This window comes from Cupriavidus sp. 2TAF22 (assembly GCF_052115045.1).
In the GTDB taxonomy this organism is placed as follows: Bacteria; Pseudomonadota; Gammaproteobacteria; order Burkholderiales; family Burkholderiaceae; genus Cupriavidus.
Window position 1 is genome coordinate 72,636 of the sequence record NZ_JBFRFX010000007.1, and the last position, 26,323, is coordinate 98,958.

At 68.5% G+C, this 26,323-nt stretch carries 24 protein-coding genes; 11 read left to right on the forward strand and 13 right to left on the reverse strand.

Going from position 1 to position 26,323, the window contains the following annotated elements; all coding sequences use genetic code 11:
• Nucleotides 1-42 precede the first annotated feature (42 nt).
• Nucleotides 43-1,026, forward strand: coding sequence for an ABC transporter ATP-binding protein (locus AB4Z48_RS10630; RefSeq protein WP_441613890.1), 984 nt, complete (start codon nucleotides 43-45; stop codon nucleotides 1,024-1,026).
• Nucleotides 1,019-2,053 carry an ABC transporter ATP-binding protein gene (locus AB4Z48_RS10635; RefSeq protein ID WP_441614069.1) on the forward strand — a complete coding sequence of 345 codons (1,035 nt, stop codon included), beginning with the start codon at nucleotides 1,019-1,021 and terminating at the stop codon, nucleotides 2,051-2,053. The genes AB4Z48_RS10630 and AB4Z48_RS10635 overlap by 8 nt, the downstream gene beginning before the upstream one ends.
• 17 nt (nucleotides 2,054-2,070) lie before the next feature.
• On the opposite strand, the gene AB4Z48_RS10640 is transcribed toward AB4Z48_RS10635, so the two are convergent.
• Entirely contained in the window at nucleotides 2,071-3,306 is a 1,236-nt protein-coding gene (locus AB4Z48_RS10640) for a TetR/AcrR family transcriptional regulator (RefSeq protein ID WP_441613891.1), read from the reverse strand.
• A gap of 336 nt (nucleotides 3,307-3,642) precedes the next feature.
• Here AB4Z48_RS10640 and AB4Z48_RS10645 point away from each other — a divergent pair, with 336 nt between their 5' ends.
• Together AB4Z48_RS10645 and dkgB are read left to right on the forward strand one after the other, a co-directional pair.
• Complete coding sequence (locus AB4Z48_RS10645) at nucleotides 3,643-4,545, forward strand: NAD-dependent epimerase/dehydratase family protein (protein WP_441613892.1); 903 nt, start codon at nucleotides 3,643-3,645, stop codon at nucleotides 4,543-4,545.
• A 103-nt stretch (nucleotides 4,546-4,648) separates the two neighbouring features.
• The gene (gene dkgB / locus AB4Z48_RS10650) at nucleotides 4,649-5,452 is read left to right on the forward strand and encodes a 2,5-didehydrogluconate reductase DkgB (protein ID WP_441613893.1); all 804 of its coding nucleotides are present in this window, start codon (nucleotides 4,649-4,651) and stop codon (nucleotides 5,450-5,452) included.
• A gap of 98 nt (nucleotides 5,453-5,550) precedes the next feature.
• On the opposite strand, the gene AB4Z48_RS10655 is transcribed toward dkgB, so the two are convergent.
• Nucleotides 5,551-6,339, reverse strand: coding sequence for an SDR family NAD(P)-dependent oxidoreductase (locus tag AB4Z48_RS10655; protein ID WP_441613894.1), 789 nt, complete (start codon nucleotides 6,337-6,339; stop codon nucleotides 5,551-5,553).
• Between the two features lie 123 nt (nucleotides 6,340-6,462).
• Here AB4Z48_RS10655 and AB4Z48_RS10660 point away from each other — a divergent pair, with 123 nt between their 5' ends.
• Nucleotides 6,463-7,398: a LysR substrate-binding domain-containing protein gene (locus AB4Z48_RS10660; RefSeq protein WP_441613895.1), complete on the forward strand. Its 936-nt coding sequence runs from the start codon at nucleotides 6,463-6,465 to the stop codon at nucleotides 7,396-7,398.
• Nucleotides 7,399-7,406: 8 nt separating this feature from the next.
• Here AB4Z48_RS10660 and AB4Z48_RS10665 read toward each other — a convergent pair whose 3' ends face one another.
• From AB4Z48_RS10665 to AB4Z48_RS10675, 3 genes are all read right to left on the reverse strand, one after another.
• The gene (locus AB4Z48_RS10665) at nucleotides 7,407-7,730 is read right to left on the reverse strand and encodes a putative quinol monooxygenase (protein ID WP_441613896.1); all 324 of its coding nucleotides are present in this window, start codon (nucleotides 7,728-7,730) and stop codon (nucleotides 7,407-7,409) included.
• A gap of 223 nt (nucleotides 7,731-7,953) precedes the next feature.
• Nucleotides 7,954-8,922: a TIGR03571 family LLM class oxidoreductase gene (locus AB4Z48_RS10670; RefSeq protein ID WP_441613897.1), complete on the reverse strand. Its 969-nt coding sequence runs from the start codon at nucleotides 8,920-8,922 to the stop codon at nucleotides 7,954-7,956.
• Between the two features lie 22 nt (nucleotides 8,923-8,944).
• Nucleotides 8,945-10,075: an alkene reductase gene (locus AB4Z48_RS10675; RefSeq protein WP_441613898.1), complete on the reverse strand. Its 1,131-nt coding sequence runs from the start codon at nucleotides 10,073-10,075 to the stop codon at nucleotides 8,945-8,947.
• Nucleotides 10,076-10,364: 289 nt separating this feature from the next.
• On the opposite strand from AB4Z48_RS10675, the gene AB4Z48_RS10680 reads away from it, so the two are divergent.
• Nucleotides 10,365-11,213, forward strand: coding sequence for a D-amino acid aminotransferase (locus AB4Z48_RS10680; RefSeq protein WP_441613899.1), 849 nt, complete (start codon nucleotides 10,365-10,367; stop codon nucleotides 11,211-11,213).
• 10 nt (nucleotides 11,214-11,223) lie between these two features.
• Here the strand turns inward: AB4Z48_RS10680 and AB4Z48_RS10685 are convergent, their stop codons facing one another.
• The 4 genes from AB4Z48_RS10685 to AB4Z48_RS10700 all read right to left on the reverse strand — a co-directional run bounded on the left by AB4Z48_RS10685 (nucleotide 11,224) and on the right by AB4Z48_RS10700 (nucleotide 16,317).
• A complete protein-coding gene (locus tag AB4Z48_RS10685; RefSeq protein ID WP_441613900.1) occupies nucleotides 11,224-12,606 on the reverse strand; it encodes an MFS transporter in 1,383 nt (460 codons plus the stop codon).
• Between the two features lie 69 nt (nucleotides 12,607-12,675).
• Nucleotides 12,676-14,247 carry a benzoate-CoA ligase family protein gene (locus AB4Z48_RS10690; RefSeq protein WP_441613901.1) on the reverse strand — a complete coding sequence of 524 codons (1,572 nt, stop codon included), beginning with the start codon at nucleotides 14,245-14,247 and terminating at the stop codon, nucleotides 12,676-12,678.
• A 39-nt stretch (nucleotides 14,248-14,286) separates the two neighbouring features.
• A complete protein-coding gene (locus AB4Z48_RS10695) occupies nucleotides 14,287-15,831 on the reverse strand; it encodes a 3,4-dehydroadipyl-CoA semialdehyde dehydrogenase (RefSeq protein ID WP_441613902.1) in 1,545 nt (514 codons plus the stop codon).
• Nucleotides 15,832-15,852: 21 nt separating this feature from the next.
• The gene (locus tag AB4Z48_RS10700) at nucleotides 15,853-16,317 is read right to left on the reverse strand and encodes a DUF4863 family protein (protein ID WP_441613903.1); all 465 of its coding nucleotides are present in this window, start codon (nucleotides 16,315-16,317) and stop codon (nucleotides 15,853-15,855) included.
• A gap of 89 nt (nucleotides 16,318-16,406) precedes the next feature.
• Here AB4Z48_RS10700 and AB4Z48_RS10705 point away from each other — a divergent pair, with 89 nt between their 5' ends.
• From AB4Z48_RS10705 to boxA, 4 genes are all read left to right on the forward strand, one after another.
• Entirely contained in the window at nucleotides 16,407-17,381 is a 975-nt protein-coding gene (locus tag AB4Z48_RS10705) for a helix-turn-helix transcriptional regulator (protein ID WP_441613904.1), read from the forward strand.
• Nucleotides 17,382-17,518: 137 nt separating this feature from the next.
• Nucleotides 17,519-19,177: a 2,3-epoxybenzoyl-CoA dihydrolase gene (gene boxC / locus AB4Z48_RS10710; protein ID WP_441613905.1), complete on the forward strand. Its 1,659-nt coding sequence runs from the start codon at nucleotides 17,519-17,521 to the stop codon at nucleotides 19,175-19,177.
• Nucleotides 19,178-19,280: 103 nt separating this feature from the next.
• Nucleotides 19,281-20,708 (forward strand): benzoyl-CoA 2,3-epoxidase subunit BoxB, encoded by a 1,428-nt coding sequence (gene boxB, locus AB4Z48_RS10715; protein ID WP_441614070.1) that lies wholly within the window; start codon nucleotides 19,281-19,283, stop codon nucleotides 20,706-20,708.
• Nucleotides 20,709-20,824: 116 nt separating this feature from the next.
• A complete protein-coding gene (boxA, locus tag AB4Z48_RS10720) occupies nucleotides 20,825-22,102 on the forward strand; it encodes a benzoyl-CoA 2,3-epoxidase subunit BoxA (RefSeq protein ID WP_441613906.1) in 1,278 nt (425 codons plus the stop codon).
• Nucleotides 22,103-22,193: 91 nt separating this feature from the next.
• Here the strand turns inward: boxA and AB4Z48_RS10725 are convergent, their stop codons facing one another.
• From AB4Z48_RS10725 to AB4Z48_RS10735, 3 genes are all read right to left on the reverse strand, one after another.
• Nucleotides 22,194-22,988 carry an HpcH/HpaI aldolase family protein gene (locus AB4Z48_RS10725; RefSeq protein ID WP_441613907.1) on the reverse strand — a complete coding sequence of 265 codons (795 nt, stop codon included), beginning with the start codon at nucleotides 22,986-22,988 and terminating at the stop codon, nucleotides 22,194-22,196.
• Nucleotides 22,989-23,137: 149 nt separating this feature from the next.
• Complete coding sequence (locus tag AB4Z48_RS10730; RefSeq protein ID WP_441613908.1) at nucleotides 23,138-23,833, reverse strand: fumarylacetoacetate hydrolase family protein; 696 nt, start codon at nucleotides 23,831-23,833, stop codon at nucleotides 23,138-23,140.
• Between the two features lie 41 nt (nucleotides 23,834-23,874).
• The gene (locus AB4Z48_RS10735) at nucleotides 23,875-24,297 is read right to left on the reverse strand and encodes a VOC family protein (RefSeq protein ID WP_441613909.1); all 423 of its coding nucleotides are present in this window, start codon (nucleotides 24,295-24,297) and stop codon (nucleotides 23,875-23,877) included.
• Between the two features lie 142 nt (nucleotides 24,298-24,439).
• On the opposite strand from AB4Z48_RS10735, the gene AB4Z48_RS10740 reads away from it, so the two are divergent.
• On the forward strand, nucleotides 24,440-25,315 hold the full coding sequence (locus AB4Z48_RS10740; protein WP_441613910.1) for a LysR substrate-binding domain-containing protein: 876 nt from the start codon (nucleotides 24,440-24,442) through the stop codon (nucleotides 25,313-25,315).
• Between the two features lie 227 nt (nucleotides 25,316-25,542).
• On the opposite strand, the gene AB4Z48_RS10745 is transcribed toward AB4Z48_RS10740, so the two are convergent.
• Nucleotides 25,543-26,268: a Coq4 family protein gene (locus AB4Z48_RS10745; protein ID WP_441613911.1), complete on the reverse strand. Its 726-nt coding sequence runs from the start codon at nucleotides 26,266-26,268 to the stop codon at nucleotides 25,543-25,545.
• Between the last annotated feature and the right edge of the window lie 55 nt (nucleotides 26,269-26,323).

Here is a 26,323-nt window from a genome sequence, read left to right on the forward strand (position 1 = left end):
ACGCCGGTCCCGCGCCACCGAAGCCACTTCATGGAGGCCCGCATGACGCAGCCGATCCTGCAGGTGAACAAGCTGACCACGCGTTTCCGTACCGACCGCGGCGTGGTCACCGCGGTGGACCAGGTCTCGTTCGGCGTGGCGCCGGGCGAGACGCTGGCCATCGTCGGCGAATCCGGCTCGGGCAAGAGCGTCACGGCCCTGTCCATCCTGGGGCTGATCCCCAGGCCGGCCGGCCGCATCGAGTCCGGCGAGATCCTGTTCGACGGGCAGGATCTGCTCAAGCTCAGCGCCGCGCGCATGCGCGCCATCCGCGGCAACCGCATCGCCATGATCTTCCAGGAGCCGATGTCCTCGCTCAATCCCGCGCTCACCGTGGGAAAACAGATCGCGGAGCCGGTCAACCTGCACCAGGGCATGCCGTGGAAGACCGCGCTCGGCATTGCCGGCGAGCTGCTCGCCAAGGTGCAGATCCCCGAGCCGCAGAGCCGCCTGGGTGCCTATCCCCACCAGTTCTCCGGGGGCATGCGCCAGCGCGCCATGATCGCCATGGCGCTGGCCTGCAAGCCGCAGCTGATCATCGCCGACGAACCCACCACCGCGCTCGACGTGACGGTGCAGGCCCAGATCCTGGACCTGCTCAAGGCGCTGGCCGCCAGATCGGACACCGCGCTGATCCTGATCACGCACGACCTCGGCGTGGTGGCGCGCTATGCCGACCGCGTCGCCGTGATGTACGGCGGCCGCATGGTCGAGACCGCCTCCGCGCGCGACCTGTACGCGCGGCCGGCGCACCCGTACACACGCGGCCTGATGGCGTCGGTGCCACGGATCGACGGCGATACCCGCCAGCCGCTGGTGCCGATCGACGGCCAGCCGCCGGACCTCACCGCGCTGCCGCCGGGCTGCGCCTTCATGCCGCGCTGCCGGCTGGCCGCCCAGCGCTGCGGCGTCTCGCGCCCGGCGCTGCAGCCCGTACGCTCGAACCACAGTCACCTCAAGGCGTGCTTCCTCCATGACCATGACTGATACCAGCGCCGCCGGTGCCGGCAATGCCACGCGCGCGGCCGCCCGCCGCGGCGACGAGATCCTGCGCGTCGAGAACCTGAAGGTCCATTTCCCTGTGACCAGGGGTGCGTTCGTCAAGCGCCAGGTCGGCTCGGTGAAGGCTGTCGACGGCGTCTCGTTCGCGCTCAGGCGCGGCGAGACGCTGGGCCTGGTGGGCGAGAGCGGGTGCGGGAAATCCACCACGGGGCTCGCCATCATCAAGATGCTTGCCGCCAGCAGCGGTCGCATCACCTTCGAAGGCGAGGACTTCGCCAGCTTCGGCAAGGCGCAGGAGAAACATTTTCGCCGCAGCGTGCAGATGGTCTACCAGGATCCGTTCGGCTCGCTCAACCCGCGCATGAAGGTGCGCGATATCATCGGCGAGCCGCTCGAGGTGCACGGCATGGCGCGCGACCGCGAATGCTGTCGCGCGCGGGTTGCGTCATTGCTGGAGATGGTCGGCCTGCTGCCCTATATGGCCGACCGCTACCCGCATGAGTTTTCCGGCGGGCAGCGCCAGCGCGTGGGCATCGCGCGCGCGCTGGCGGTGGAACCCAGCCTGATCGTCTGCGACGAGCCGGTCTCCGCGCTGGACGTCTCGATCCAGGCGCAGGTGGTCAATGTGTTCATGGAGCTGCAGCGGCGCCTGGGCCTGACCTATGTCTTCATCGCGCACGACCTCGCGGTGGTGCGCCATATCAGCGACCGCATCGCGGTGATGTACCTGGGGCGCATCGTGGAGATCGCCGGGCGCGACGAGCTGTACGCCAACCCCCGGCATCCCTATACGCAGGCGCTGCTGTCCGCGGTGCCGGTGGCCAGCGTGGAAGCCGAAGCGAAGCGTGAGCGCATCGTGCTGCGCGGCGAAGTGCCGAGCCCGCTGACCCCGCCGGCCGGATGCCGCTTCCATCCGCGCTGCCCGCGCGCGATGGCCCGCTGCGGCACGGAAGATCCCGTCTTGCGGGACCGCGGCGGCGGGCAGATGGTGGCCTGCCACCTGGAAGACTAGCGCCGCCCCGGCAACACTCAGCGGCCCGAGAAGATGCCCATGAAGAGGGGCCGGATGAAGAGGTCGGCGGCATTCTCGCCCGACGCATCCGGCACCCAGCGCCGCAATTCCACCGCCGCGTTGATCATGCCGTTGACCTGCAGCGATGCGATCGACTGATCCAGCGGCCGGATCGAGCCGTCCTGCATGCCCAGCACCAGGAAGCGCACGAAGCGCGTGGAAAGGCGGCTCATGACGAGCATCTTTTCCTTGCGCATGTCCTCGGGCAGCGCACCGTAGATGGTCAGCCGCAGCAGCGGGCCCTGTCCGGAGAACTGGTAGCCGACCAGGGCGCGGGCGACCGCGCACAGCTTGTCCCAGCCGCTGCCCGGGCCTGCTTCCACGCGCGCCTGCGTATCGCGGATGACGGCGAACATGCGGTCGAAGCAGGCGGAGATCAGGTCGTCCTTGTTCTCGTTGTGGTGGTAGAACGAGCCTTTGGTGAGGTTGAGCCGCGCCGAGATGCGGTCCGCCGAGGCGCCGCGGTAGCCGAGTTCGTTGAGCAGGTCGGTGGCGGCGCGCAGGAAGGCTTCCTGCGTGCTTTCCTGCGGATCGGGCCCGGGCGGCAGCGGCGCTGCCACGCCCGCATCCCAGCGCGACCGCGCCGCGGCAAAGCCGTTGAGCAGGATGTCCACCACCGTGTCCGCCACCTTGGGATAGTCCTGCGGCTCGTAGCGCTCCAGCCACGTCATGGCGCCGCTGGTCAGCGACAGCAGCAGGTGGGCGGCGGCGCTGCGCGTGTTGCGCTCGGCCGCGTCGCGCGGGGCAGCGTCCCGCAGCAGCTTGCGGATGCGGCGGAACATATCCGTATAGGCCGCGAAGGCCACCTCGGCATGGCTTTCGGGCAACGCGCGGATCTCGCGGAAGCTCATCAGCTCCGGACGCTCGCCGGTGGCAGTGCGGGCCAGCCGCGCGAAGAACAGCGTGATGAAGCGGCGCACGCGCTCCTGCGGCAGGGGCTCGTCCGCGGTGGCGTCGGCGATGCCCGCAATCTCGTCGATGGTGCGCAGCAGGCAGGCCACCACAAGGTCTTCCTTCTTGCGGTAGTAGTAGGTGATGCTGTTGGTGCTCAGCCCGACTTCCTGCGCCACGTCCGAAAGCGTGGCGCCGCGCAGGCCCTTGCGGTTGAACAGCCGCGCGGCGGCGTCGAGGATCGCCTCGCGCTTCTCGACGTAGCGGCGTGTCGGGCGGGCTTCCGCTGTTTCCTTGAGCATGAGGGCAGTGATTGGCCGGGCGATGGCCATGATTGGCAGGGTGCGCGGATTATAGAGCCGCGCCGCGCCTGCGGGTGGCTCGCGTCGCGCGGGGGCGACAACGCGCGGGCACGCGGCATTGCCGGCTGCCCGTGCCCCGCCCCGCGCAGCCGATCCGCCGGCCTTTTCGCCCAGGCGCGTGAGAGCGCGGTGGCGCGGCTCCCGCCGCCCTGGCCGATTCTTGCGCCGGAATCAATTATCTTCTGCACGCGGGCCGGTTATTCCGCCGGCGGGGAGCGGGGATACTCTGGCCATGTACAAGGGCCGGCAGTCGTTCCGGCCACAAGGAGCCTTCCCATGCAAGTCTTCATTACCGGCGCCGCGGGGTTTATCGGGGGCTCGGTGGCCGCGCGCCTGCTCGCCGATGGCCACGCCGTGCGCGGCCTGGTGCGCAATCCGGCCCAGGCAGGGCTGTTTGCCGGGCGCGGCATCGTGCCCGTGGCCGGCACGCTGGACGACGCGGCCCTGCTGACGCGCGAAGCCGCGCGGGCGGATGCCGTCATCAACACCGCCAGCAGCGACCACCGCGGTGCCGTGGAGGCGCTGCTGGCCGGGCTGCTCGGCTCGGGCAAGCCCTTCCTGCACACCAGTGGCTCCAGCGTGATCGGCGACGATGTCGGCGGCAATGCCGTGTCCGGGCACATCTTCGACGAAGACACGCCGCTGGTGGTGGAGCCCGGCAAGCAGGCACGCCATGCCATCGACCAGATGGTGCTGGACGCGGCCGCGCACGGCGTGCGCAGCGCTGTGTTGTGCAACAGCATGATCTACGGCACCGGCGCCGGGCTGCATCCGCACAGTGTGCAGATTCCGCCGCTGGTGGCGCAGGCGCGGCGCAGCGGCGTGGTGCGTGTGGTCGGGGCGGGCGTGAACCGCTGGTCCAACGTGCATATCGACGACGCCGTCGCGCTCTACGCGCTGGCGCTGGAGCACGCACCGGCCGGCGCCTTCTACTTCGTCGAGAACGGCGAGGCGTCCTATGCCGAGATCGGCGCGGCCATCGCGCGGCGCCTCGGGCTTGGGCCGGTGCAGTCGTGGTCGGTGGCCGAGGCCGCGCCGGTCTGGGGCGAAGGGCCCGCACGCTACTCCTTCGGCTCCAACAGCCGCGTGCGCGCCCGCCGCGCGCGGGCCGAGCTTGGCTGGCAACCCGCGCATGGCTCGGTGACCGGCTGGATCGAAAACGCGATGCCGCTCGACTGAGCGGCGCGGGGCGATTGCCGCCAGTCCCGCAATCCATCCTGAACCCTTCGCGGCCGGGCTGCCGTCAGCCCCGGCTGTCAACCCTCTGACAATGGAAAGAACCATGAGCATTCCCGCACTCGGCCTCGGCACCTTCCGCCTGCAAGGCCAGACCGTCATCGACTCCGTGCGCAACGGCCTCGAGGTCGGCTACCGTGCCATCGACACCGCGCAGATCTACGGCAACGAGGCCGAAGTCGGCCAGGCCATCGCCGAGAGCGGCGTGGCGCGCGCCGGGCTGTTCCTCACCACCAAGATCTGGGTCGAGAACCTCTCGCGCGACAAGCTGGTGCCCAGCCTCAGGCAGAGCCTGGCCAAGCTGCGCACCGACCATGTCGACCTGACCCTGATCCACTGGCCGTCGCCCGGCGGCGCGGTGCCGGTGGCGGAGTTCATGACTGCGCTGGCCGAGGCCCGCGAACAGGGCCTGACCCGCCAGATCGGTGTCTCCAACTTCAATATCGCGCTGATGCGCGAGGCGATCGACGCCGTTGGCGCGCAGGCGATCGCCACCAACCAGGTCGAGTTGCACCCCTTCCTGCAGAACCGCAAGGTGGTGGAGTTCGCGCGCAGCCAGGGCATCCACGTCACGTCGTACATGACGCTGGGCTACGGCCGCGCGCTGCAGGATCCGGTGATCCTGGGGATCGCCGGGCGCCTGGGCGCGACTGCCGCGCAAGTGGTGCTGGCCTGGGCCATGCAGCTCGGCTACGCGGTGATCCCGTCGTCCACCAGGCGCGCCAACCTGCAGGGCAACCTGGGTGCGCCGGCGGTGCGCCTGAGCGATGCCGACATGGCCGCCATCGCCGCGCTGGACCGCGGCGAGCGCCTCACCAGCCCGGATGGCCTGGCACCGGCCTGGGACTGAAGCCCGTGCTTGCCGGGGTTCGCCCCGGCTTGCATCACGCGCGCCGCCGTCAACATCCGGCGGCGCGCGTTGTCTTGCCGGCGCCGGGCGCGCGGCCATCAGGCGATGGTCTGCACGGTGCCGCCCTCGGCCCGGATCGCCGCGCCGTTGACCACGGCGGCGCGCTCGCTGGCGAGGAAGGCGACGACGCTGGCGACTTCGGCGGGCTTGGCCAGGCGCAGGATCAGCGAGGACGGCCGGTTCTCGTTCATGAACTTGCGTTCCGCATCCGCATAGGACAAGCCGGGATTCACGGATTCGATAAAGCCCTTGAGGCTCTCCGTCTCGGTCGGGCCGGGCAGTACCGAATTCACGGTGACCGCCGTGCCCCTGGTCAGTTCGGCCAGGCTGCGCGAGATGGAGAGCTGGGTGGCCTTGCTGGCGCTGTAGTGCGCCATCGATGCCATCGGCGTCAGCGCGACCTCGCTGGAAATGAAGATCACGCGGCCGTGGCCGCGCTCCAGCATGCCCTTCATGTAGGTGCGCGCCAGCCGCACGCCGCTCCACACATTGACTTCGAACATGCGCTGCCAGTCCGCATCGGTGAGGCTGAAGAAATCGCACAGCGCGTAGGTGCCGATATTGTTGACCAGGATGTCGATGGCGGGATACGCGGCGGCGGCGACCTCCTCGCTGCCGGCCTCGCTCATGTCCGCCACCAGCGGCAGCGCCCGGCCGGCGCCGAAGCGCTCGTCGAAGGCCGACACCGCTTGCGCGACGCCGGCTTCGCTGCGTCCGTTGACGATCACGGTGGCGCCATCCTGCAGCAGTTGCGTGGCGATGGCGTGGCCGATGCCGGCGGTGGATGCGCTGACCAGCGCGGTCTTGCCTTGTAGATTCAGGTCCATGATGTGCCTCGGAGAATGCGTTGGGTTCGGCAAGCCGCGTGTGGCGGCTCTGCAATGCATTCTGGGTCGGTTTGATTCCTTTGATAAGGACGATCAATGGAATATGATTGCCGAATTGAATTCGTGAATTTCTTTGCCATGGACAGCCGCAGCGGCGAGATGCAGGTATTCGTCAAGGTCGTCGAGACGGGCAGTTTTTCCGGTGCGGCAAAGCTGCTCGACATCACCGCGTCGGCGGTCAGCAAGGTGGTGACGCGGATCGAGGAACGGCTCGGCGTGCAGCTGGTGCGCCGCTCGACGCGCCAGCTGCTGGTCACCAGCGAAGGCAAGCGCTTCTACGACAGCAGCGTGCGCATCCTCAACGACCTCGACGAGGCCGAGCAGGATCTCTCGCAGGGCTCGGCGGCGCCGCACGGCGTGCTGCGCGTGAATGCCTCGCTGCCGCTGGGCACGCACCAGCTGCTGCCGCTGTTGCCCGAGTTCCGCCGGCGCTACCCGGGCATCACGCTGGACATCTCGCTCACGGACGAACTGGTGGACCTGCGCCGAGAGCGGATCGACGTGGCGATCCGCATGGGCCCGCTGGCCGACGCCAGCTTTCGCGCGCGCATCCTGGGGGAAAGCCGGCGCGTGGTGGTGGCCGCGCCTGCCTATGTGGCGGCCCACGGCGCGCCGCACGCGCCACAGGCGCTTGCGCAGCACAACTGCCTGAATTTCAATTTCCGGCGCTCGGTGGACGAGTGGCCGTTCTTGATCGACAAGCAGACCGTCTACATGCCGGTGCGCGGCGACCTGCTGGCCAACAACGGCGAGACCATGCGCCAGCTCACGCTGGATGGACTGGGCATCAGCCGGCTGGGCATGTTCCACGTGGCCAGGGATATCGAGGCGGGGCGGCTGGTGCCCCTGCTGGAGGATTTCAACCCGGGCGACAAGGAAGAGGTCCACGCGATCTTCAGCAACCAGCGGCATATGCCGCAACGCGTGCGGGTCTTTATCGACTTCCTGGTGGAGCGCGTCGGCGCGGCGCTCAGGCGGGGAGCGCCGGGCGCGGGATAGCCGGCCGCTTACGCTGCAGCGTGCATCTCGTACAGCGAGAATTCGCCGATGCAATCGCCGGCCGCGCTGCGGAACGCATTCATGTAGGGGCTCTCCATGTGATCGCGCCATTGCGCGGCCGATGCCCATTGCTCGACGAAGATGACGAAGCCCTCTTCGGTATTGGACTGGTGCAGCTCATAGCGCAGGCAGCCGCGATGCTGCCTTGCCGCGGCCACCAGACCGACTTGCGCGGCGAGCAGGCGCGCCTGCGTGCCGGGCTTGGCGCGCACGTGGGCGATGATGGTCAGTGGCGCGGATGGCGCAGCTTGCGGGGCGGGATTCGTTTGCATGATGGATTCCTGGTGAGGGTGTCGGGCGGGGGCGGCGGATGCCATGGAGGCAGTATTGGCGGGAGCCGCGCGCGCGACTAGCCGGTGCGGCGGAAAAGGATTGCGGAATCGCTTTCCGCACGGCTCGCCCGCGACGGTTTTTTCCCCCTCTCGCGTGGAACGGGAGAGGGGCCGGCGAAGACAAGCCGCGGCAGGTTTTTCTTGCCGCCTGGCATCCCCGGGCTCAGGCCGCCAGCGCGCCTTGCGGCGCATTCCCGGCGGTCTGCGCATCGCCATGGAAATGCGGCAGCACATGCGCCGCGATTTCCTCCATCGCTTCGCCCACTGGCCGGTGACTGCGGCGAAAGTGCAGGCCGATATGCGCGGCGCCTGCCGCGCGCATGGCCTCCAGCTCGGCAACCAGCCCCTTGCGCCCGACCGCCGCGCCAAAGCGGTGACGGCGGATCGGCGCATCGGGATCGTCCAGCAGGTCCAGGTGGATAAAGCTGACATAGGGTTTGGCGCCGGCCGCGCCGCGCCACATTGCGCTGCGGCGCGCGTGGTCCTCAGGCGTGCCGGGGTAGGCCAGCCAGCCATCCATGTGCTCGCCGACCCAGGCAGGCGATTGCTGCGCGAGCCCGGCCACCAGCAGCGGCAGCGGTGCGTCCAGGCGCGGCAGCATGCGCACGCCTTCGGGCAGGCGTGCCGCGCCGGCATCGCGCAGCAGCGCCACCTGCTCGCGGAACGCTTCGCCGCGGCGCGCGAAGTCGCGGCCGAAGACCGGGTATTCGACCGGGCGGTCGCCGCTGGCGACGCCGAGCAGCAGCCGGCCGTTGCTGAGGTGGTTCACGGTGGCGGCGGATTTCAGCGTCAGCATCGGCTCGCGCAGGGGTAGTACCACCGCGGCGGTGCCGAGCAGGATGCGCTCGGTCACGCCGGCCAGGTAGCCCAGGTAGCTGAAGGTCTCGAAGACCTGCGCGGCGTCGCCGAACTGCGGGTCGTACAGCGGGACGTCGCGCACCCACAGCGCGCGAAAGCCCAGCCGGTCGGCGCGCCTGGCGAGTTCGCCATGGCGTGCCAGGTCGGGCTCGCCGGGAAGGCGGCCGGCCTGGCGTCGGGCGAGTTCGCCGGCGGGCGACCAGTCGTTGTCAAGCGGCAGTTCCACGCCGACGCTGAAGCCGCCCGCCGTCAGTTTGTCCAGTGCGCTGTGCATGGCGTTCTCCATCGCGGCGGGGTTATGCGGCATCGGCCTGGGGCGCGGCGTTGCTGGCGTGCCTCGGGTAATCGGTGTAGCCCGCCTCGCCGCCACCGAAGTACTTGGCGCGGTCGCCGGCGTTGAGCGGCAGGTCGTGCTGCAGGCGGTAGGGCAGGTCCGGATTGGCGATGAACGCGCGCCCGAAGCCGACCAGGTCGGCCCAGCCCCTGGCGAGCGCTTCCTGCGCGCGCGGCCCGGTGTAGTTGCCGGAGTAGATCAGGGTGCCGGGATAGATCGCGCGCAGCGCTTCCTTGAAGGCGGCTGGCATGACGGGTGCATCCTCCCAGTCGGCCTCGGCGATATGGATATAGCCCACGCCGATCTGGCCGAGCGCGTGCGCGGCGGCCAGGTAGGTGGCTTGCGGCGTGTCGTCCACCGCGCCCTGCAGCGTGGTCAGCGGCGCCAGGCGCACGCCGATGCGGTCCTTGCCGACCACGTCGGTCACGGCCTGCGCCACTTCCCTGAGGAAGCGCAGGCGGTTGGCCAGCGAGCCGCCGTAGGCGTCGGTGCGGGCGTTGGCCTGCGAGTCGATGAACTGGTTGATCAGGTAGCCGTTGGCGCCATGCAGCTCGACACCGTCGAAGCCGGCCGCCAGGGCATTGCGCGCGGCGTTCGCGTAGTCGGCCACGATGCCGGGGATCTCGTCGATCGACAGCGCGCGCGGCGCCGAGTGCTGGATCATCTCGCCCACGCCGCCCTGCGGGCCTTGGCCGCTGGCGTCGACGAACACTTTCACGCCTTCGGCCACCAGCGCGGACGACGACACCGGAGCGGCCTCGCCGGGCTGGAGCGAATTGTGGGAGACGCGGCCCACGTGCCAGAGCTGCGCGAAGATCTTGCCGCCGGCGGCATGCACCGCGTCGGTCACCTTGCGCCAGCCGCGTACCTGCGCGTCGGTATAGATGCCGGGCGTCCAGGCATAGCCCTGCCCTTGCCGGCTGATCTGCGTGCCTTCGGAAATGATCAGGCCGGCGCTGGCGCGCTGCGCGTAGTACTCGGCCATCAGGTCCGTTGCCACATCGCCCGCGGCAGCGCGCGAACGGGTCATCGGCGGCATCACGATGCGGTTGCGCGTGGTGATGTCGCCAAAGGTGTAGGGGGTGAACAGCATGGTTGCCTCGCTCGTCGGATATCGGTTGGATGAAGCGATTATCGGGACGGGCGGGCTTTGCAAAAACCCCGCGGCCGGCAAATGATTCTTGCGGCGGGATCAAGGATGACGTGCGGGCCACGGTGAGGCAGAAAGCACACGGCCGCCGTGGAAGCGGGCTGGAAGCAGCTCATGCCTATTTTGCATAACCAGGCGATGCGGCTTGTGGAAGAATGCCCCCATGCGCTGCTTGTGCTCGATGCGCGCATCGCACCCCATCCACGCTGGAACCTGCCCGAAGCCTGCCCCCATGAACGAAGACATTGTCTACCTCAACGGCGAACTCACGCCCCTGTCCGAAGCCCGCGTTCCCGTGCTGGACCGAGGCTTTATCTTTGGCGACGGCGTGTATGAAGTCGTGCCCATCTACAACGGCAAGCCCTTCCGCCTGCCGCAGCACCTGGCGCGGCTGGCCCGCAGCCAGGAAACCATCGGCATTCCCAACCCGCACACCGATGCAGAGTGGATCGCCCTGATCGACCGCGTGGTCAAGGCCAACGGCCTGTCCGACCAGATGATCTACATCCAGGTCACGCGCGGCGTGGCGCGGCGCACCCATGCCTTCCCGAAGGAGGTGACGCCCACCGTGCTGATCATGACCAACCCGATGACGCCGCCGTCGGCCCAGATGCGCGAGCAGGGCGTGTCGTGCGTGACGCAGGAGGACAAGCGCTGGCTGCATTGCCAGGTCAAGTCCACCTCGCTGCTGGGCAATGTGCTGGCGGCGCAGAACGCGGTGGAGCACGACGCCACCGAGAGCATCCAGTTCCGCGACGGCTTCCTGACCGAGGCTTCCGCCTCCAATGTGTGGATCGTCCGCAAGGGCCGCGTCGCGGCGCCGCCGAAGGACAACCTGATCCTCGAAGGCATCCGCTACGGCTGGATGGAAGAGCTATGCGCGGCGCTGGATATCTCGCTGGAGGCCCGCCGCATCACGTTCGATGAAGTGATGGCGGCGGACGAAGTCTTGCTGACCTCGGCCAGCAAGGAGATCCTGCCGGTGGTGCGCATCGACGGCAAGACCGTCGGCACGGGCGTGCCGGGGCCGGTGTTCAAGCGCCTGTACGCGGCCTATCAGGAGGCGAAGACCGCGTCGTGACGGGCATGCCCTAAGCGGAGCGCCGGGCCTGCGCCAGCGCCGGCGCGTGCGCGGCGGGCTGAGCGGCTTCGCCACCCGCATGCATGGCCGAGGCCGAGCGCCGGTGATCGATCAGCAGCACCGCCACCACGGCGATCACCGCCGGCACCGCGATTGCCATGAAGTTCTGCTGTAGCGGCAGCGCCATGCCCACCAGGGCACCGATCACGATCGGCGCCAGGATGGCGCCGCTGCGGCCCACACCCGAGGCCCAGCCGATGCCGGTGGCGCGCACCGCCATCGGATAGAACTGCCCCGCATAGGCATAGGTCACGATCTGCGTGCCGATGGTCGACGCGCCGGCCAGCGCCACCAGCAGGAACAGCACTTCGGTGGGCACCTTGAAGCCCAGCAGCGTGATGGATACCGCCGCCAGTGCATACATCCCCACCAGCACGTACTTGATATTGAAGCGGTCGGCCAGCCAGCCGCCGCCGATCGCGCCGATCATGGCGCCGAAGTTCAGCACCAGCACGAAGGTCAGCGCCGAGCCCAGGCTGTAGCCGGCGCTGGCCATCAGCTTGGTCAGCCACGAACTGAGCGCGTAGACCATGAAAAGGCACATGAAGAACGCGACCCAGAACATCACGGTGCTGAAGCCGCGGCCGTCCTGGAACAGCTTGCCGATCGGCGCGTCGCCGGCCTTGTCGGTGGCGGGCAGGGCGAACTGGTCATCGGGCCTGGGCTGGTAGGCCGGCTCCAGGCGCGACACGATGCGCTTGAGCGTGTCGAGGCGGCCGGTCCTGACCAGGAAGGGCATGGATTCGGGCATGACCTTGAGCACCACGGGGATCAGCAGCGCCGGCAGCGCGGCGGCGACGAATACCGACTGCCAGCCATAGCTTTCGATCAGTCCCTTGCCGAGCAGCGCGGCCAGCATGCCGCCCACGGAGTAGCCGCTGAACATCAGCGTGACCATGGTGCCGCGGATCTTGCGCGGCGAGTACTCGGTCATCTGCGCCACCACATTGGGCATCACGCCGCCGATGCCCAGCCCCGCCAGGAAGCGCGTGACGCTGAAGCTGACCGGGTCGCTGGCGAAGCCTGCCGCCGCTGTGAACACGCTGAACAGCGCAATGCAGATGGCGATGGCGACGCGCCGGCCGAGGCGGTCCGCCACGGTGCCCATGACGACGGCGCCGAACATCATGCCGAACAGCGCCGAGCTGACCATGAAGCCGGCGCTGGTAGCGTCGACGCCCATGCTCTTCATGATGGAAGGCAGCGCAATGCCGACCACGGCAAGGTCATAGCCGTCGAAGATGATGATGAGGGCGCACCACAACAGCACCTGGCCGTGGAAGCGGTTGAAGCGGGCCTCGTCGGCCAGCTTGTGGACATCGATCTGACGCATGGTTGTCTCCGTTGTGTTTTTCGCCGCCGCGTGGCCGCGGCGGTCGGGGTGTGGCACGCGGCGCGGGCTTCAGGCCGGCGCGCCTTCCAGTTCGCGCAGCCGGAAGCGCTGGATCTTGCCGGTGGCGGTCTTGGGCAGCGCGGCAACGAACTCGATGACGCGCGGGTACTTGTAGGGCGCCAGGCGCTCCTTGACGAAGGCCTTCAGTTCCGCCTCGCCGGCCTGCGCGCCGGCCTTCAGCACGACGAAGGCCTTGGTCCTGGTCAGGCCCGCGTCGTCGGGCACGCCGATCACGGCCGCCTCCAGCACGGCCGGATGCTGGGCCAGCGTGGCTTCCACTTCGAACGGCGACACATAGATGCCGCTGACCTTGAGCATGTCGTCGCTGCGGCCGGCGTAGCAGTAGCTTCCGTCGGGGTTGCGCACGTACTTGTCGCCGCTCTTGGTCCAGCCGCCGCGGAAGGTCTCGCGCGATTTCTCGCGGTTGCCCCAGTACATCAGCGCCGCGCTCGGGCCCTGGATATACAGCTCGCCCACCTCGCCATCCGGCACGGGGTGGCCTTCCTCGTCGCGCAGCTCCACCGCGTAGCCCGGCACCGGCCAGCCGGTGGTGCCGTAGCGCACCTGGCCGGGGCGGTTTGACAGGAAGATGTGCAGCATCTCGGTGGAGCCGATGCCGTCGATGATGTCGCAGCCGAAGTGCGCGGTGAAGCGTTCGCCGAGGTCGGCGGGCAGGGCCTCGCCGGCGGAAGAGCAAAGGCGCAGCGCCACTTCGCCGCGCGCGGGCAGGGCGGGCGAGGCCAGCATGCCCGCATAGCCGGTCGGCGCGCCGAAGAAGACCGTGGGCCGATGCGCCAGCCAGCGCCTGAAGGTGGCCTCCGGGGTCGGGCGCTCGGCCATCAGCACCACGGTGGCGCCGACGCTGAGCGGAAAGCTCAGCGCGTTGCCGAGCCCGTAGGCGAAATACAGCTTGGCCGCGGAGAAGCAGGTGTCGTGCTCGTCCAGCCCGAGGATGGGTTTGGCGTACAGCTCCGCCGTCCAGTACGGGTTGGCGTGGCTGTGCAGCACGCCCTTGGGGCGGCCGGTGGAGCCCGAGGAATACAGCCAGAAGCCGGGGTCGTCGGGCCCGGTGCCGGCGGGCGCGGGCAGCGGCGCGTGGCCGCCGAGCAGCGCGTCGAGCGCAAGCGCGCCGCCGTCGGGGGCGCCGTCGGGACGGGAGACGATGACCGTCTTCACTTCGTGGCCGCCCTGTGCCATGGCCTGGCGCAGCACCGGCAGCAGCGCCGCCGATACCAGCACCGCCTGGGCGCGGCTGTGCCCCAGCATATAGGCATAGTCCTCGGCGGTGAGCAGGGTGTTGACCGCCACCGGCACGATGCCGGCGTACATCGCGCCGAGGAAGGACACGGGCCAGTCGTTGCAGTCGTGCATCAGCAGCAGCACACGCTCTTCGCGGTGGATGCCGCAGCCCTGCAACGCGGCGGCCAGGCGGCGCACGCGCTCGGCCAGCGCGCCGTAGCTCAGGCTGCCGTGGTCGTCGACAAAGGCGGTCTTGGTCGCGCGCAGCGCATTGCGCTCGATCAGGTGCTGCGCGAAATTGAAGGGCGCTCCGGGCGGCTGGACTTGTGTTTCGGCGGTCATGCTTGTCTCCCCGTATCGGTGGGTTTGTCGCGCGCTGGCTTACAGGTGTGCGAGCACGTCGGTGCCGGCCTGCACGGCGCTGCGGCGGTGATAGAAGTTCAGGGCGCGCAGTCCGCCCAGCTCTTCGCCGCCGCCCGCGCGCCCCGGGCCGCCATGCAGCGATTGCGGCATGACGTTGCCGTGGCCGGTGTGGAGCTGCCCCACTTCGGGCGAGATCACGTGGACGCGGCCGTGGCTGTCGGCCAGTTCCACGGCCGTGGCAGCCAGCGCGGCGCTGTCGCTGCCGTACAGCGACGCCACCAGCGAGCCCTGGCCACGCCGCACCAGCGCCAGCGCGTGAGCGGCGTCGCGGTAGGGCACCAGCGTGGCCACCGGGCCGAAGACCTCGGTGTCGTGCACGCGGTCGGCGCCGTCGGCGTCGCGCGTGCCCAGCAGGGTGGGGCCGACGCAGCACGCCACGGCCGCGTCGGCATCCACCGGCGCGTGCGTGGCGCCGTCGTGCAGCACGTCGGCCTGCGAGCGCAGATAAGCCAGGCCTTCGCGCACCGCGCCAAGCTGTGCGCGGCTGACCAGCGCGCCCATGCGCACCGCATCGTTGCGCGGGTTGCCCACGGTGATCTTGCGCAGGCGCGCGCCGATGGCCTCGGCGGCGGCGTCGTAGAGCGGTTCCGGGACGAAGATGCGGCGGATGGCGGTGCACTTCTGGCCGGACTTGACCGTCATCTCGCGCACGGCCTCGCGCGCCAGCAGGTCGAAGGCTTCGCTGCCGGCTGCCTCGCCGGGCAGCAGCAGCGCGGAGTTGACGCTGTCGGCCTCGATATTGACGCGCACGGAGCGTTGCGTCACCGCCGCATGGGAGCGGATCAGCGCGGCGGTATCGGCCGAGCCGGTGAAGGACACGACGTCGAACGGCTGCAACTGGTCGAGCAGGCCGGCCGCGCTGCCGCATACCACGGAGAGGGCGCCGGGCGGCAGGATGCCGGCCTCGACCACGTCGCGCACCATGCGCTGCGTGAGCCAGGCGGTGGCGGTGGCGGGCTTGACGATGACCGGCACGCCGGACAACAGCGCGGGCGCGGCCTTTTCCCACAAGCCCCAGCCGGGGAAGTTGAAGGCATTGATCAGCAAGGCCACGCCGCGGGTGGGCGTGAGCACGTGCTGCGACTGGAATAGTGGCTCCTTGCCGAGGCGCGCGGCCTCGCCGTCGAGCAGGAAGCGACGCTCGCCGAGCGCGTCGCCCATCTTCGCGTAGGTGCCGAGCGTGAAGATGCCACCGTCGATATCGACCGCCGAATCGTTCCTGACCGTGCCGCTGTTGGCCGTGGCGATGTCGTAGTAGGCGTCGCGGTTGGCCTGCAGCACCTTGACGATGGCCCCCAGCATGGCGGCGCGCTCGCGGTAGGTGAGCGCGCGCAAGGCCGCGCCGCCCTGTTCGCGGGCGAAGGCGAAGCCGGCGGCGAGGTCGAGCCCGGTGGCGTCCACGCGCACCAGTTCGTTGCCCAGCACGGGATCGAGCAGCGCCGTGCCGGCGCCGGTCCCGGCCTGCCAGCGGCCGCCGAGATGGTTGGAAAGCAGTTCGGTCATGGTGCGGTTCCTGCGGGTTGCCTAACGGGTGAATTCGATGCGCCCGGCGGGCAGCAGATAGAGGACCAGGGCGCGGCCCTGGGTGACGGTGGGCCGGTGCGCGCTGCCGGGCGGGCAGACCAGCCAGCCGGCGGGTCGCCCGTCGAATCGCGCTTCGCCTTCGACGGGCATGATCAGGTCGATCTCGCCATCCGGATGCACGTGGTGCGGCCCGGCGATGTCCTGCATGTCGACCACGTCCACCGAGAAGCCGTGCAGTTCGTCGTCCGGCTTGAAGATGCGGCCGTAGCGGATGCCGCCGCCTTCCCGGTTGCACAGCCAGCCTTCGGCCACGCCGGTCTCGCAGGCGGCCTTGAGTTCGCGGTAGGTGGGGCTGGTGGCGCCATGCTCTGCGTTGAGCCAGGCGTCGAGGCTGGCATCGAGCGGGCGGCCGGCGATCTGCGCCGTCAGCCGCGCGATCTGCGCACGGAATTCGGTTGGGGACATCTGGGGGGCTCCATTAGACTTAGCCGGGTTGCATACCGACGATTCATGCATTATTGTGCATGTGTGAAACATAGAGCCGACAAGAAATCATGTCAAGCAATATATTGCATGTTCCCGGGTTAACTCCGACCGGGCAGCCTGCGCCCGGGGGCGAGGGCGAAGCCGGCGGCACGCAGCCGGCCAACGCCGCCGCGGGCGAGAAAAACGCGCTGCTGGTCTCGCTTGGCGAGCGCGTGCGCGACCTGCGCGCGCGCCGCGGCCTGACCCGCAAGGCCACCGCGCAGGCCGCGGATGTCTCGGAGCGGCACCTGGCCAACCTGGAGTACGGCAGCGGCAACGCTTCCATCCTGGTGTTGCAGCAGGTCGCGACGGCGCTGCAGTGCTCGCTGGCGGAACTGCTCGGCGACGTGTCCACCTCGTCGCCGGAGTGGCTGCTGATCCGTGAGCTGCTGGAACATCGCGACGAAGCCACGCTGCGGCGCGTGCGCATTGCCATCGGCGAGATGCTGGGCACCGGCGGCGGCAACGCCGCGCGCAGCCCGCGGGTGGCGCTGATCGGCCTGCGTGGCGCCGGCAAATCCACGCTGGGCGCCATGCTGGCGGAGGATCTCGGCTTCCCGTTCGTGGAGCTGAGCCGCGAGATCGAGCAGTTCGCCGGCTGCAGCATCTCGGAAATCCAGGGCCTGTACGGCATGAACGCCTACCGCCGCTACGAGCGGCGCGCGCTGGAAGAGGCCATCCAGATCTATCCGGAAGCGGTGATCGCCACGCCGGGCGGGCTGGTGTCCGATCCGGCCACCTTCAACCTGCTGCTGGCCCACTGCACCACGGTCTGGCTGCAGGCCGACCCGGAGGACCATATGAACCGCGTGCGCGCCCAGGGCGACCTGCGCCCCATGGCCGCCAGCAAGGAGGCGATGGAAGACCTGCGCCATATCCTGGCCGGTCGCGCGGCCTTCTATTCCAAGGCGGAGTTCAGCGTGGACACCAGCGCCGAGCCGCTGGATGCGACCTTCGCGTCCCTCCGGGACGTCGTGCGCAGGGCCTTGCAGCTACCGCTCTAGCCGTCGCATGGCCTGCGGGTCTCTTCCGCGAAAAGATGCACAATAGTGCTTGACGTAAATTCAGTGCATGAACTATATTTCGTTGCACTGGATTCCGATCAATGCACTATCGTGCTTCATCGCTGAGGAGACACAGCATGACTACCGCCCCCCGCGTCGACTACCAGACCGACCCGTCCCAATACAAGCACCTGAAGCTGACGTTCGACGGCCCCGTTGCCACGCTGGCGGTGGACATTGACGAGAATGCCGGCCTGCGCCCGGGCTACAAGCTCAAGCTCAACAGCTACGACCTCGGCGTCGACATCGAACTGAACGACGCGGTCAACCGCATCCGCTTCGAGCATCCCGAAGTGCGCACCGTGGTGGTCACCAGCGGCAAGGACAAGGTGTTCTGCTCCGGCGCCAACATCTTCATGCTGGGCGTGAGCAGCCACGCCTGGAAGGTGAACTTCTGCAAGTTCACCAACGAAACCCGCAACGGCCTGGAAGATTCCTCGACGCATAGCGGCCTGAAATTCCTCGCCGCGGTCAACGGCGCCTGCGCCGGCGGCGGCTACGAGCTGGCCCTGGCCTGCGACGAGATCATCCTGGTCGACGACCGCTCCTCCGCCGTGAGCCTGCCCGAAGTGCCGCTGCTGGGCGTGTTGCCGGGCACCGGCGGCCTGACCCGCGTGACCGACAAGCGTCACGTGCGCCACGACCTGGCCGATATCTTCTGCACCACCACCGAGGGCGTGCGCGGCCAGCGCGCCAAGGACTGGCGCCTGGTGGACGATATCGCCAAGCCCGCGGTGTTCGCGCAGAAGGTCCAGGAGCGCGCGCTGGCGCTGGCGGCGCAGAGCGACCGGCCGGCCGATGGCCGCGGCGTGGCGCTGACCCCGGTCGAATGCAGCGTGGAAGCCGACGCCCTGCGCTACACCCACGTCACGGTGGAGATCGACCGTGCGGCCCGCAAGGCCACCTTTACCGTGAAGGCGCCGTCGGCCACCCAGCCGCAGACGCTCGGCGCCATCGCCGAAGCCGGCGCCGCCTGGTATCCGCTGCAACTGGGGCGCGAACTGGAAGACGCCATCCTGTCGATGCGCACCAACGAGCTCGACATCGGCACCTGGCTGATCAAGACCGAAGGCGACGCCGCCAACGTGCTGGCGATGGACGCCACGCTGCTGGCGCACAAAGACCACTGGCTGGTGCGCGAGACCATCGGCCTGCTGCGCCGCACGCTGTCGCGCCTGGACGTGTCGTCGCGCAGCCTGTTCGCGCTGATCGAGCCGGGCTCGTGCTTTGCCGGCACCTTCCTCGAGCTTGCGCTGGCCTGCGACCGCAGCTACCACCTCGCGCTGCCGGACGATGAAGCCCGCGCGCCGAAGATCACCGTGGCCGAGACCAACTTCGGGCTCTACCCGATGGTGACGGGCCAGAGCCGCCTGGGCCGCCGCTTCTACGACGAGCAGCCCGCGCTGGAAGCGGTGCGCGCCCGCGCCGGCCAGGCGCTCGACGCCGACGCCGCCCATGCGCTCGGCCTGGTCACCGCCAACCCGGACGACATCGACTGGACCGATGAAGTGCGCATCGCGCTGGAAGAGCGCGCGGCCATGTCCCCCGACGCGCTCACCGGCATGGAAGCCAACCTGCGCTTCAACGGCCCGGAGAACATGTTCACCCGCATCTTCGGCCGGCTGACTGCCTGGCAGAACTGGATCTTCCAGCGCCCCAACGCTGTCGGCGAGAAGGGTGCGCTCAAGGTCTACGGCAAGGGCGACAAGGCGGCATTCGACTGGAACCGCGTCTAGACCTCACGCCCCCGCGTCGCGGCGCGTTTCCCGGTGGGGGCGCCGCGACCGACACCGCCCCTGCTCCACCAATGCCAATGCACAGCCAGCCACGGAGACCATGATGTCCGGCATCAACTACAGCGAAAAGATCCCCAACAACGTCAACCTCAGCGAAGACCGCACCCTGCAGCGCGCGCTGGAGCAATGGCAGCCGAACTACCTGAGCTGGTGGAACGACATGGGCCCGGACGGCTCGCAGAATTTCGACATCTACCTGCGCACGGCCATCAGCGTGGATCCGCAGGGCTGGGCCCACTTCGGCCACGTGAAGATGCCGGACTACCGCTGGGGCATCTTCCTCAATCCCGCCGAGGCCAACCGCAAGATCCATTTCGGCGACCACAAGGGCGAGGATGCCTGGCAGGACGTGCCCGGCGAATACCGCGCCAACCTGCGCCGCATCATCGTCACCCAGGGCGATACCGAGCCCGCCTCGGTGGAGCAGCAGCGCCATCTCGGCCTGACCGCGCCCAGCATGTACGACCTGCGCAACCTGTTCCAGGTCAACGTGGAAGAAGGCCGCCACCTGTGGGCCATGGTCTACCTGCTGCACAAGTACTTCGGCCGCGATGGCCGCGAAGAAGGCGAGGCACTGCTGGAGCGCCGCAGCGGCCAGCAGGACAACCCGCGCATCCTGCAGGCATTCAACGAGGAAACGCCTGACTGGCTGTCCTTCTTCATGTTCACCTACTTCACCGACCGCGACGGCAAGTTCCAGCTGTGCGCGCTGGCGGAGAGCTCGTTCGATCCGCTGGCACGCACCACCAAGTTCATGCTGACCGAGGAAGCGCACCACATGTTCGTGGGCGAGAGCGGCGTGTCGCGCGTGATCCAGCGCACCTGCCAGGTCATGAACGAACTGAAGACCGACGACCCGGCCCGCCTGCGCGCGGCCGGCGTGATCGACCTGCCCACGCTGCAGCGCTACCTGAACTTCCACTACAGCGTCACCATCGACCTGTTCGGCGCGGACGAGTCCAGCAACGCCGCCACCTTCTACAGCACCGGCCTCAAGGGCCGCTACGAAGAAGGCAAGCGCACCGACGACCACGTACTCAAGGGCCAGAGCTACAAGGTGCTGCAGGCCGTGGGCGGCCAGCTCGTGGAGAAGGAAGTGCCGATGCTCAACGCGCTCAACGAAGTGCTGCGCGACGACTACATCAAGGACAGCGTGGGCGGCGTGGAGCGCTGGAACAAGGTCATCGAGAAGGCCGCGATCCCGTTCCGCCTGAAGGTGCCGCACAAGGCGTTCCACCGCAATATCGGCGCGCTCTCGGGCGTGAAGATCTCGCCGGACGGCCGGGTGATTTCCGAGGCGGAATGGAAGGCCAACGTGGACCACTGGCTGCCGAGCGAAGCCGACCGGCTCTTCGTGGCCAGCCTGATGGGCCGCGTGGTCGAACCGGGCAAGTTCGCCAACTGGATCGCGCCGCCGGTGATGGGCATCAACCGCCAGCCGGTGGACTTCGAATACGTGCGTTTCAACTGAGCGAAGCATCGCCCGCGCGCACGAGCGGTACCCACGACAGGCGCCCGCATGGCGCCTGTCATCGAAAGGAAAGGGGAAGGCCCTGGCTACAGGGGTCGCATCACCCGGAGATCGCCATGGACATGTCCGACATCCAAGTCATCAGGCAGCACCTGATCGACCCCGAGATCTGCATCCGCTGCAATACCTGCGAGGCTACCTGCCCGGTTGCGGCCATCACCCACGACTCGCGCAACTATGTGGTCGATGCGGATAAGTGCAACGGTTGCATGGCCTGCATCTCGCCGTGTCCCACTGGCTCGATCGACAACTGGCGCACCATGCCGCGCGCCAAGGCCTACGGCGTCGGCGAACAACTCGGCTGGGACGAGCTGCCGGCCGAACTCACGCCCGAGCAATTGTCCGCGGCCGGCGTGGCCGCCGGTGCGCAGATGCCGGCCGAACCCGTGGCCGTGTCGCTGCCCGCCGCCGCCAGCGGCGAAGACGCCTTCGACAGCGCGCAGTTCGGCGCCACCGTGCCGCCGTGGTCGGCCGCGCATGCCTACACCAACCTGTATGGCGCCAAGGCCGCCAGGACCGTCACCGCCACCGTGACCGGGAACGTACGCGTCACCGGGGTGGGCCGCGACTACGACACGCACCACATCGTGCTGGACTTCGGCACGGCGCCGTTCCCGGTGCTCGAAGGCCAGTCCATCGGCATCGTGCCGCCCGGCGTGGATGCCGGCGGCCGTGCGCACCACGCGCGCCAGTATTCGCTGGCCAGCGCGCKCAACGGCGAGCGGCCCGGCTACAACAATATCTCGCTGACCATCAAGCGCGTGCTCGAAGACCACCAGGGCAATCCGGTGCGTGGCGTGGCGTCGAACTATATGTGCGACCTGCAGGTGGGCGACAAGGTGGAGGTGATCGGCCCGTTCGGCAGCAGCTTCCTGATGCCCAACCACCCGCGCTCGAATATCGTCATGATCTGCACGGGCACGGGCAGCGCGCCGATGCGCGCGATGACCGAATGGCGCCGCCGGCTGCGCAAGTCGGGCAAGTTCGAGGGGGGCAAGCTGATGCTGTTCTTCGGCGCGCGCACGCGCGAAGAACTGCCTTACTTCGGCCCGCTGCAGAACCTGCCGAAGGATTTCATCGACATCAACATGGTGTTCTCGCGCACGCCCGGCCAGCCCAAGCGCTATGTGCAGGACGCCATGCGGGAGCGCGCCGCCGACCTGGCCGCGCTGCTGGCGGACGCGAACACGTATTTCTACGTGTGCGGGCTCAAGAGCATGGAGGAAGGCGTGGTGCTGGCCCTGCGCGACGTGGCGCAGCAGGCCGGGCTGTCATGGGAGACGGTGGGCGCCGACCTGAAGCGGGAAGGGCGGCTTCATCTCGAGACGTATTAGACGTATTAGACGTATCAGACGTATTAGTCGTATTGAATGAGCGAGGCACGCCGTTGCCGGTGCGAGCCGACGCAAGCGGCCGGCGCTCTGCTCAATAGCCGTGCGACGTGCCGCCTGCCGGCGCCTTGCCGGCCCGCATCTGCGTCACCACCTGCCTGGCCCCGGCTGCCATCAGGCGGGCATCCGAGCCCACCGTGACAAAGCGGAAGCCCTGCTCGATGCGGCGCAGTGCCGCCTCCGGCGCGCCGTTGTGGATGCCGGCGACCACGCCGTGCGCCTTGGCGCGCGCCACCACGTGCGCGATCGCGTCCGCCACCGGCTGGTCGACATCGTCGAAGGTGGGCCGGCAGCCAAGCGCGAGCGACAGGTCGGACGGGCCGATATAGACCGCGTCCAGTCCCGGCACGGAGAGGATCTCGTCGAGGTTGTCCAGGCCTTGCCGGGTTTCGATCATGGCGAAGGTGACGATGGTCTCGTTGGCGCGCTCCGGATAGTCGGCGCCGCCGTAGAGCAGCCCGCGGATGGGGCCGAAGCTGCGCGACCCCTGCGGCGGGTAGTGCGTGGCGGCCACGAAGCGCTGCGCATCCTCGCGCGTGTTGATCATGGGGCAGATCACGCCATACGCGCCTGCATCCAGCACCTTCATCAGGATGCCGGGTTCGTTCCAGGGCACGCGCGCCACGGGCACGGTGTCGGTGGTCGAGACGGCGGTGAACAGCGCCAGCGCATCGCGATAGTCGAGCGCGCCGTGCTGCAGGTCGACGGTGAGGGAGTCCCAGCCCTGGTGGGCCATGGTCTCGGCCGCGAAGCTGCTGGGAATGGAGAGCCAGCCATTGACGACGGCCTGGTCGGCCGCCCACATTTTTCGAATCCGGTTTTCGCGCATGGGCTTTGTCTCCTGTCTTGTCCTCGCCGGGCAGCGTGCCACCTTGGTCTATAGGTTGTCGTACAAGGTTGGGCAAGTATAAGCCCACAAAGCAAAGGCGGGCCCACTTGTGTATCGGGGCCCGCCTTGGTTCCTGCCGTGGTCCGGTACTAGCGCTTGCCGACCGTGAACGCGATCTCGCCGATGCCTTCGATACCCGCGGTCACCGAGTCGCCAGGACGCAGTTCGCCCACGCCGGCCGGCGTACCGGTGAAGATCAGGTCGCCGGGAGCCAGGGTCACGCTTTGCGAGACATAGGCAATCACGTCGGCCACCGGCCAGATCAGCTCGTTCAGGTCGCCGTCCTGGCGGGTCTCGCCATTGACCGCCAGCCAGATGCGTCCCTTGGCGGGATGCCCGACGTCGGCCACCTGGTGCAGCGGGCCGCACGGGCCGGAAGCATCGAAGCTCTTCGACCAGTCCCACGGCCGGCTCATCTTCTTGGCCACGTCCTGCAGGTCGCGGCGGGTCATGTCCACGCCCACGCCGTAGCCCCCCACCAGGTCCAGTGCCTGTTCGGGCGTGACGTTGGCGCCGCCCTTGCCGATCGCCACCACCATCTCGATCTCGTGGTGGAGATTCTCGGTCAGCGGGGGATAGGCCACCGTGCCTTCGGCCGGCACCACGGCGTCGGCCGGCTTGGTGAAGAAGAAGGGCGGATCGCGGTCCGGGTCATTGCCGAACTCGCGCGCATGCGCCGCGTAGTTGCGGCCCACGCAGAACACGCGGCGGATGGGAAAGCGGGCGTTGCTGCCGGCCACGGCGACGCTCGCCTGCTCGGCGGGCTGGATCACGAAATCGGTCATCTTTGAATCCGTAGTGAGGGGCGTGAAAAATGGCTGCGTGCTTACTTGGCAAAAACCTGGCTCAGATCGCCGAAGGCCTTGAACTCCAGGGCATTGCCCGACGGGTCGAGGAAGAACATGGTGGCCTGCTCGCCCACCTGGCCCTTGAAGCGCACATGCGGCTCGATCACAAAGCGCGTATTGGCCGCGCGCAGCCTGCCGGCCAGCGCTTCCCATTCTTCCATCGGCAGGATCGCGCCGAAGTGCCGTACCGGCACGTCGTCGCCATCCACCGCGCTGGTGGCGCGATGGCCGCATTCCTCGGGCGCCAGGTGCGCCACCACCTGGTGGCCGTAGAAATTGAAATCGATCCAGGCGTCGGAGCTGCGGCCTTCGGGGCAGCCGAGCAGGCCGCCGTAGAAACGGCGCGCCTCTTCGAGGTCGTTGACGGGAAAAGCCAGGTGGAAAAGCGGGGTGGCGCTCATGGGGGGCTCTTTCGGGGGAGGGATTGTCGGACTCAGCCGCGCGCAGGAAAAACCGCGGCGGCGCTGGTGCGTTGATTGTAATCAGCAGAACTCGTAATATGAAACGAATGTTTTACGCGCTAAGCATCAAAAATTAAGATATATGATCCGCTACTTCCAGACCTTCCTCGTCGCCGCGGAGACGGCCTCCTTCTCCGCTGCCGGGGCGCGGCTGGGCCTGACCCAGTCGGCAGTCAGCACACAGATCCGCCGGCTCGAGGAAGACCTTGGCTGCACCCTGTTCGACCGTGCCGGCAAATCCGTCACACTCAGCGAGGAGGGCCGCAAGCTGCTGCCGGAAGCCCGGCGCTTCATCGAACTCTATGCATCGATGAAAGGCCGCGCGCAGTCCGCCTCCGACACCACGCCGCTGGATCTCGGCGCGGTCTCCACGGTGCAGGCCACGCTGCTGCCCAAGGCGATGAAGCGCTTTCGCGAGGGCTTTCCAAAGACCCACGTCAACATCATCCCCGGCATGTCCACCCAGCTGCTCACGCAGGTGGACGCCCGCGAGCTAGATATCGCCGTCCTGATCAAGCCGCGCCTGGGCATCCCGCCTGAACTCAAATGGGTCCACCTGATGCGCGAGCGCTTCGTCGGCATCGTCCCCAAGGGCGCCCCGCGCGAACTCAAGGCCGCGCTGGCCGCCTTGCCCTTCATCCGCTACAACCGCCACTCCATGGGCGGCCAGCTGGTGGACCGCTACCTGCGCCGGCACCGGCTCTGGGTCGAAGGCGGCATGGAGCTGGACGAACCCGCGGTCATCCTGCAGATGGTCAGCGAGGGCCTGGGCTGGGCCATCATCCCCGCCGAGCTGGTGCCGCTCAGGCAGACCCGCAACGTGGTGGAGATCCCGTTGCCGGGCGAGCCGATCTTCCGGGAGATCGGCGTGCTGGTGCGGCAGACGGCGCTCAAGCGAGCGCCGGTGGCGGGGCTGATCGAGGCGCTGGTGGGGGAGGCGGCGGGGCGGGAAAGTTAGTACAGGCAGCACAGGCGGCAATCGCTGCCGGTTCGAAGAGGCGCTCTGCGTGGCGTCGCGTCACCACGACGTCTGGTGTCGCCGGCCGTGCTGCGCGTCCGGGCGGACGGGCGGGTGGAAGTGCAACGATGATCATGCCGCGGCGGCATGATCGCAATCGCTGTCGCAATCACCGTCGCAATTCCTCCCGTATGCCGCGGCATCGTCCGGCGCGCGTGGCTTGCGTCCTACCGCTCCCATTTTCCCGTGGGACTTGACGCCAGGTACCTGTCGGGCCTGGCGATGCCCAGCCGGGCGCGCGCCGCATCGAGCGGTTCGTGCAGCAGGGTCTCGTAGTCCTCGCCCAGCAGCCACTTTGCCTTGCGGCCATGCCGGTAGCCCTCGATCACGGCGCGGGCAAAGGCGGTGCTGCGGGAAAGGCGCAGGCTGTGCAATGTGGCGGAGACCGCGATGAAGCCCCAGCCGAGACCGCCGGTCTGCGCGTAGCTGAACGCAACCAGCGCCGCTTCGCCCAGGGTCTCGTCCGCGCTGTAGCCTGTCAGTACGTGCCAGATGTCGTGGATGTCGCGCGTTCGTCTGCCGAACCAGGCGTAGGGGTCTTCGACCAGCGGCTCGCGGTTGAGGTTCGAGATCTTGGCGAGGTCGGCGGCGCTGTATCCGGTCTCCTCGAGGAACGAGCGATAGGCTGCGCCGAGCGTGCCCGGCGCGAAGCTTGCGACGAATGCCGGGTCGGAGAGGCGCTCCGCCAGCTCCACGCGAAGATAGGCCAGCCGCCGCCCGGCCGGGGTCTTCATGAGCCGGGAGAAATTCCTTGGCGCCGCCGGCCCGTTGAGGGCGCGCATGATGAGAAACACCTGTGTGGTGTCGTCTCCGTTCGCGAGCAGCTTGCGGATCGCGCGGAATGCGGTCGGCAGGTCACGCTTGTACAGATCGGGGGAGGTCGCGATAGCCATTGGCTCGTTCCTGTTGACGAGGTGGTTGTCATGACGGTGGGGACTGGTCAGTCCA

Coding starts and splice junctions, on each gene's coding strand:
- AB4Z48_RS10630 (WP_441613890.1), top strand. CDS start 43: ATGACGCAGCCGATCCTGCAGGTGAACAAGCTGACCACGCGTTTCCGT.
- AB4Z48_RS10635 (WP_441614069.1), top strand. CDS start 1,019: ATGACTGATACCAGCGCCGCCGGTGCCGGCAATGCCACGCGCGCGGCC.
- AB4Z48_RS10640 (WP_441613891.1), bottom strand. CDS start 3,306: ATGCTCAAGGAAACAGCGGAAGCCCGCCCGACACGCCGCTACGTCGAG.
- AB4Z48_RS10645 (WP_441613892.1), top strand. CDS start 3,643: ATGCAAGTCTTCATTACCGGCGCCGCGGGGTTTATCGGGGGCTCGGTG.
- dkgB (WP_441613893.1), top strand. CDS start 4,649: ATGAGCATTCCCGCACTCGGCCTCGGCACCTTCCGCCTGCAAGGCCAG.
- AB4Z48_RS10655 (WP_441613894.1), bottom strand. CDS start 6,339: ATGGACCTGAATCTACAAGGCAAGACCGCGCTGGTCAGCGCATCCACC.
- AB4Z48_RS10665 (WP_441613896.1), bottom strand. CDS start 7,730: ATGCAAACGAATCCCGCCCCGCAAGCTGCGCCATCCGCGCCACTGACC.
- AB4Z48_RS10670 (WP_441613897.1), bottom strand. CDS start 8,922: ATGCACAGCGCACTGGACAAACTGACGGCGGGCGGCTTCAGCGTCGGC.
- AB4Z48_RS10675 (WP_441613898.1), bottom strand. CDS start 10,075: ATGCTGTTCACCCCCTACACCTTTGGCGACATCACCACGCGCAACCGC.
- AB4Z48_RS10680 (WP_441613899.1), top strand. CDS start 10,365: ATGAACGAAGACATTGTCTACCTCAACGGCGAACTCACGCCCCTGTCC.
- AB4Z48_RS10685 (WP_441613900.1), bottom strand. CDS start 12,606: ATGCGTCAGATCGATGTCCACAAGCTGGCCGACGAGGCCCGCTTCAAC.
- AB4Z48_RS10690 (WP_441613901.1), bottom strand. CDS start 14,247: ATGACCGCCGAAACACAAGTCCAGCCGCCCGGAGCGCCCTTCAATTTC.
- AB4Z48_RS10695 (WP_441613902.1), bottom strand. CDS start 15,831: ATGACCGAACTGCTTTCCAACCATCTCGGCGGCCGCTGGCAGGCCGGG.
- AB4Z48_RS10700 (WP_441613903.1), bottom strand. CDS start 16,317: ATGTCCCCAACCGAATTCCGTGCGCAGATCGCGCGGCTGACGGCGCAG.
- AB4Z48_RS10705 (WP_441613904.1), top strand. CDS start 16,407: ATGTCAAGCAATATATTGCATGTTCCCGGGTTAACTCCGACCGGGCAG.
- boxC (WP_441613905.1), top strand. CDS start 17,519: ATGACTACCGCCCCCCGCGTCGACTACCAGACCGACCCGTCCCAATAC.
- boxB (WP_441614070.1), top strand. CDS start 19,281: ATGTCCGGCATCAACTACAGCGAAAAGATCCCCAACAACGTCAACCTC.
- AB4Z48_RS10725 (WP_441613907.1), bottom strand. CDS start 22,988: ATGCGCGAAAACCGGATTCGAAAAATGTGGGCGGCCGACCAGGCCGTC.
- AB4Z48_RS10730 (WP_441613908.1), bottom strand. CDS start 23,833: ATGACCGATTTCGTGATCCAGCCCGCCGAGCAGGCGAGCGTCGCCGTG.
- AB4Z48_RS10735 (WP_441613909.1), bottom strand. CDS start 24,297: ATGAGCGCCACCCCGCTTTTCCACCTGGCTTTTCCCGTCAACGACCTC.
- AB4Z48_RS10740 (WP_441613910.1), top strand. CDS start 24,440: ATGATCCGCTACTTCCAGACCTTCCTCGTCGCCGCGGAGACGGCCTCC.
- AB4Z48_RS10745 (WP_441613911.1), bottom strand. CDS start 26,268: ATGGCTATCGCGACCTCCCCCGATCTGTACAAGCGTGACCTGCCGACC.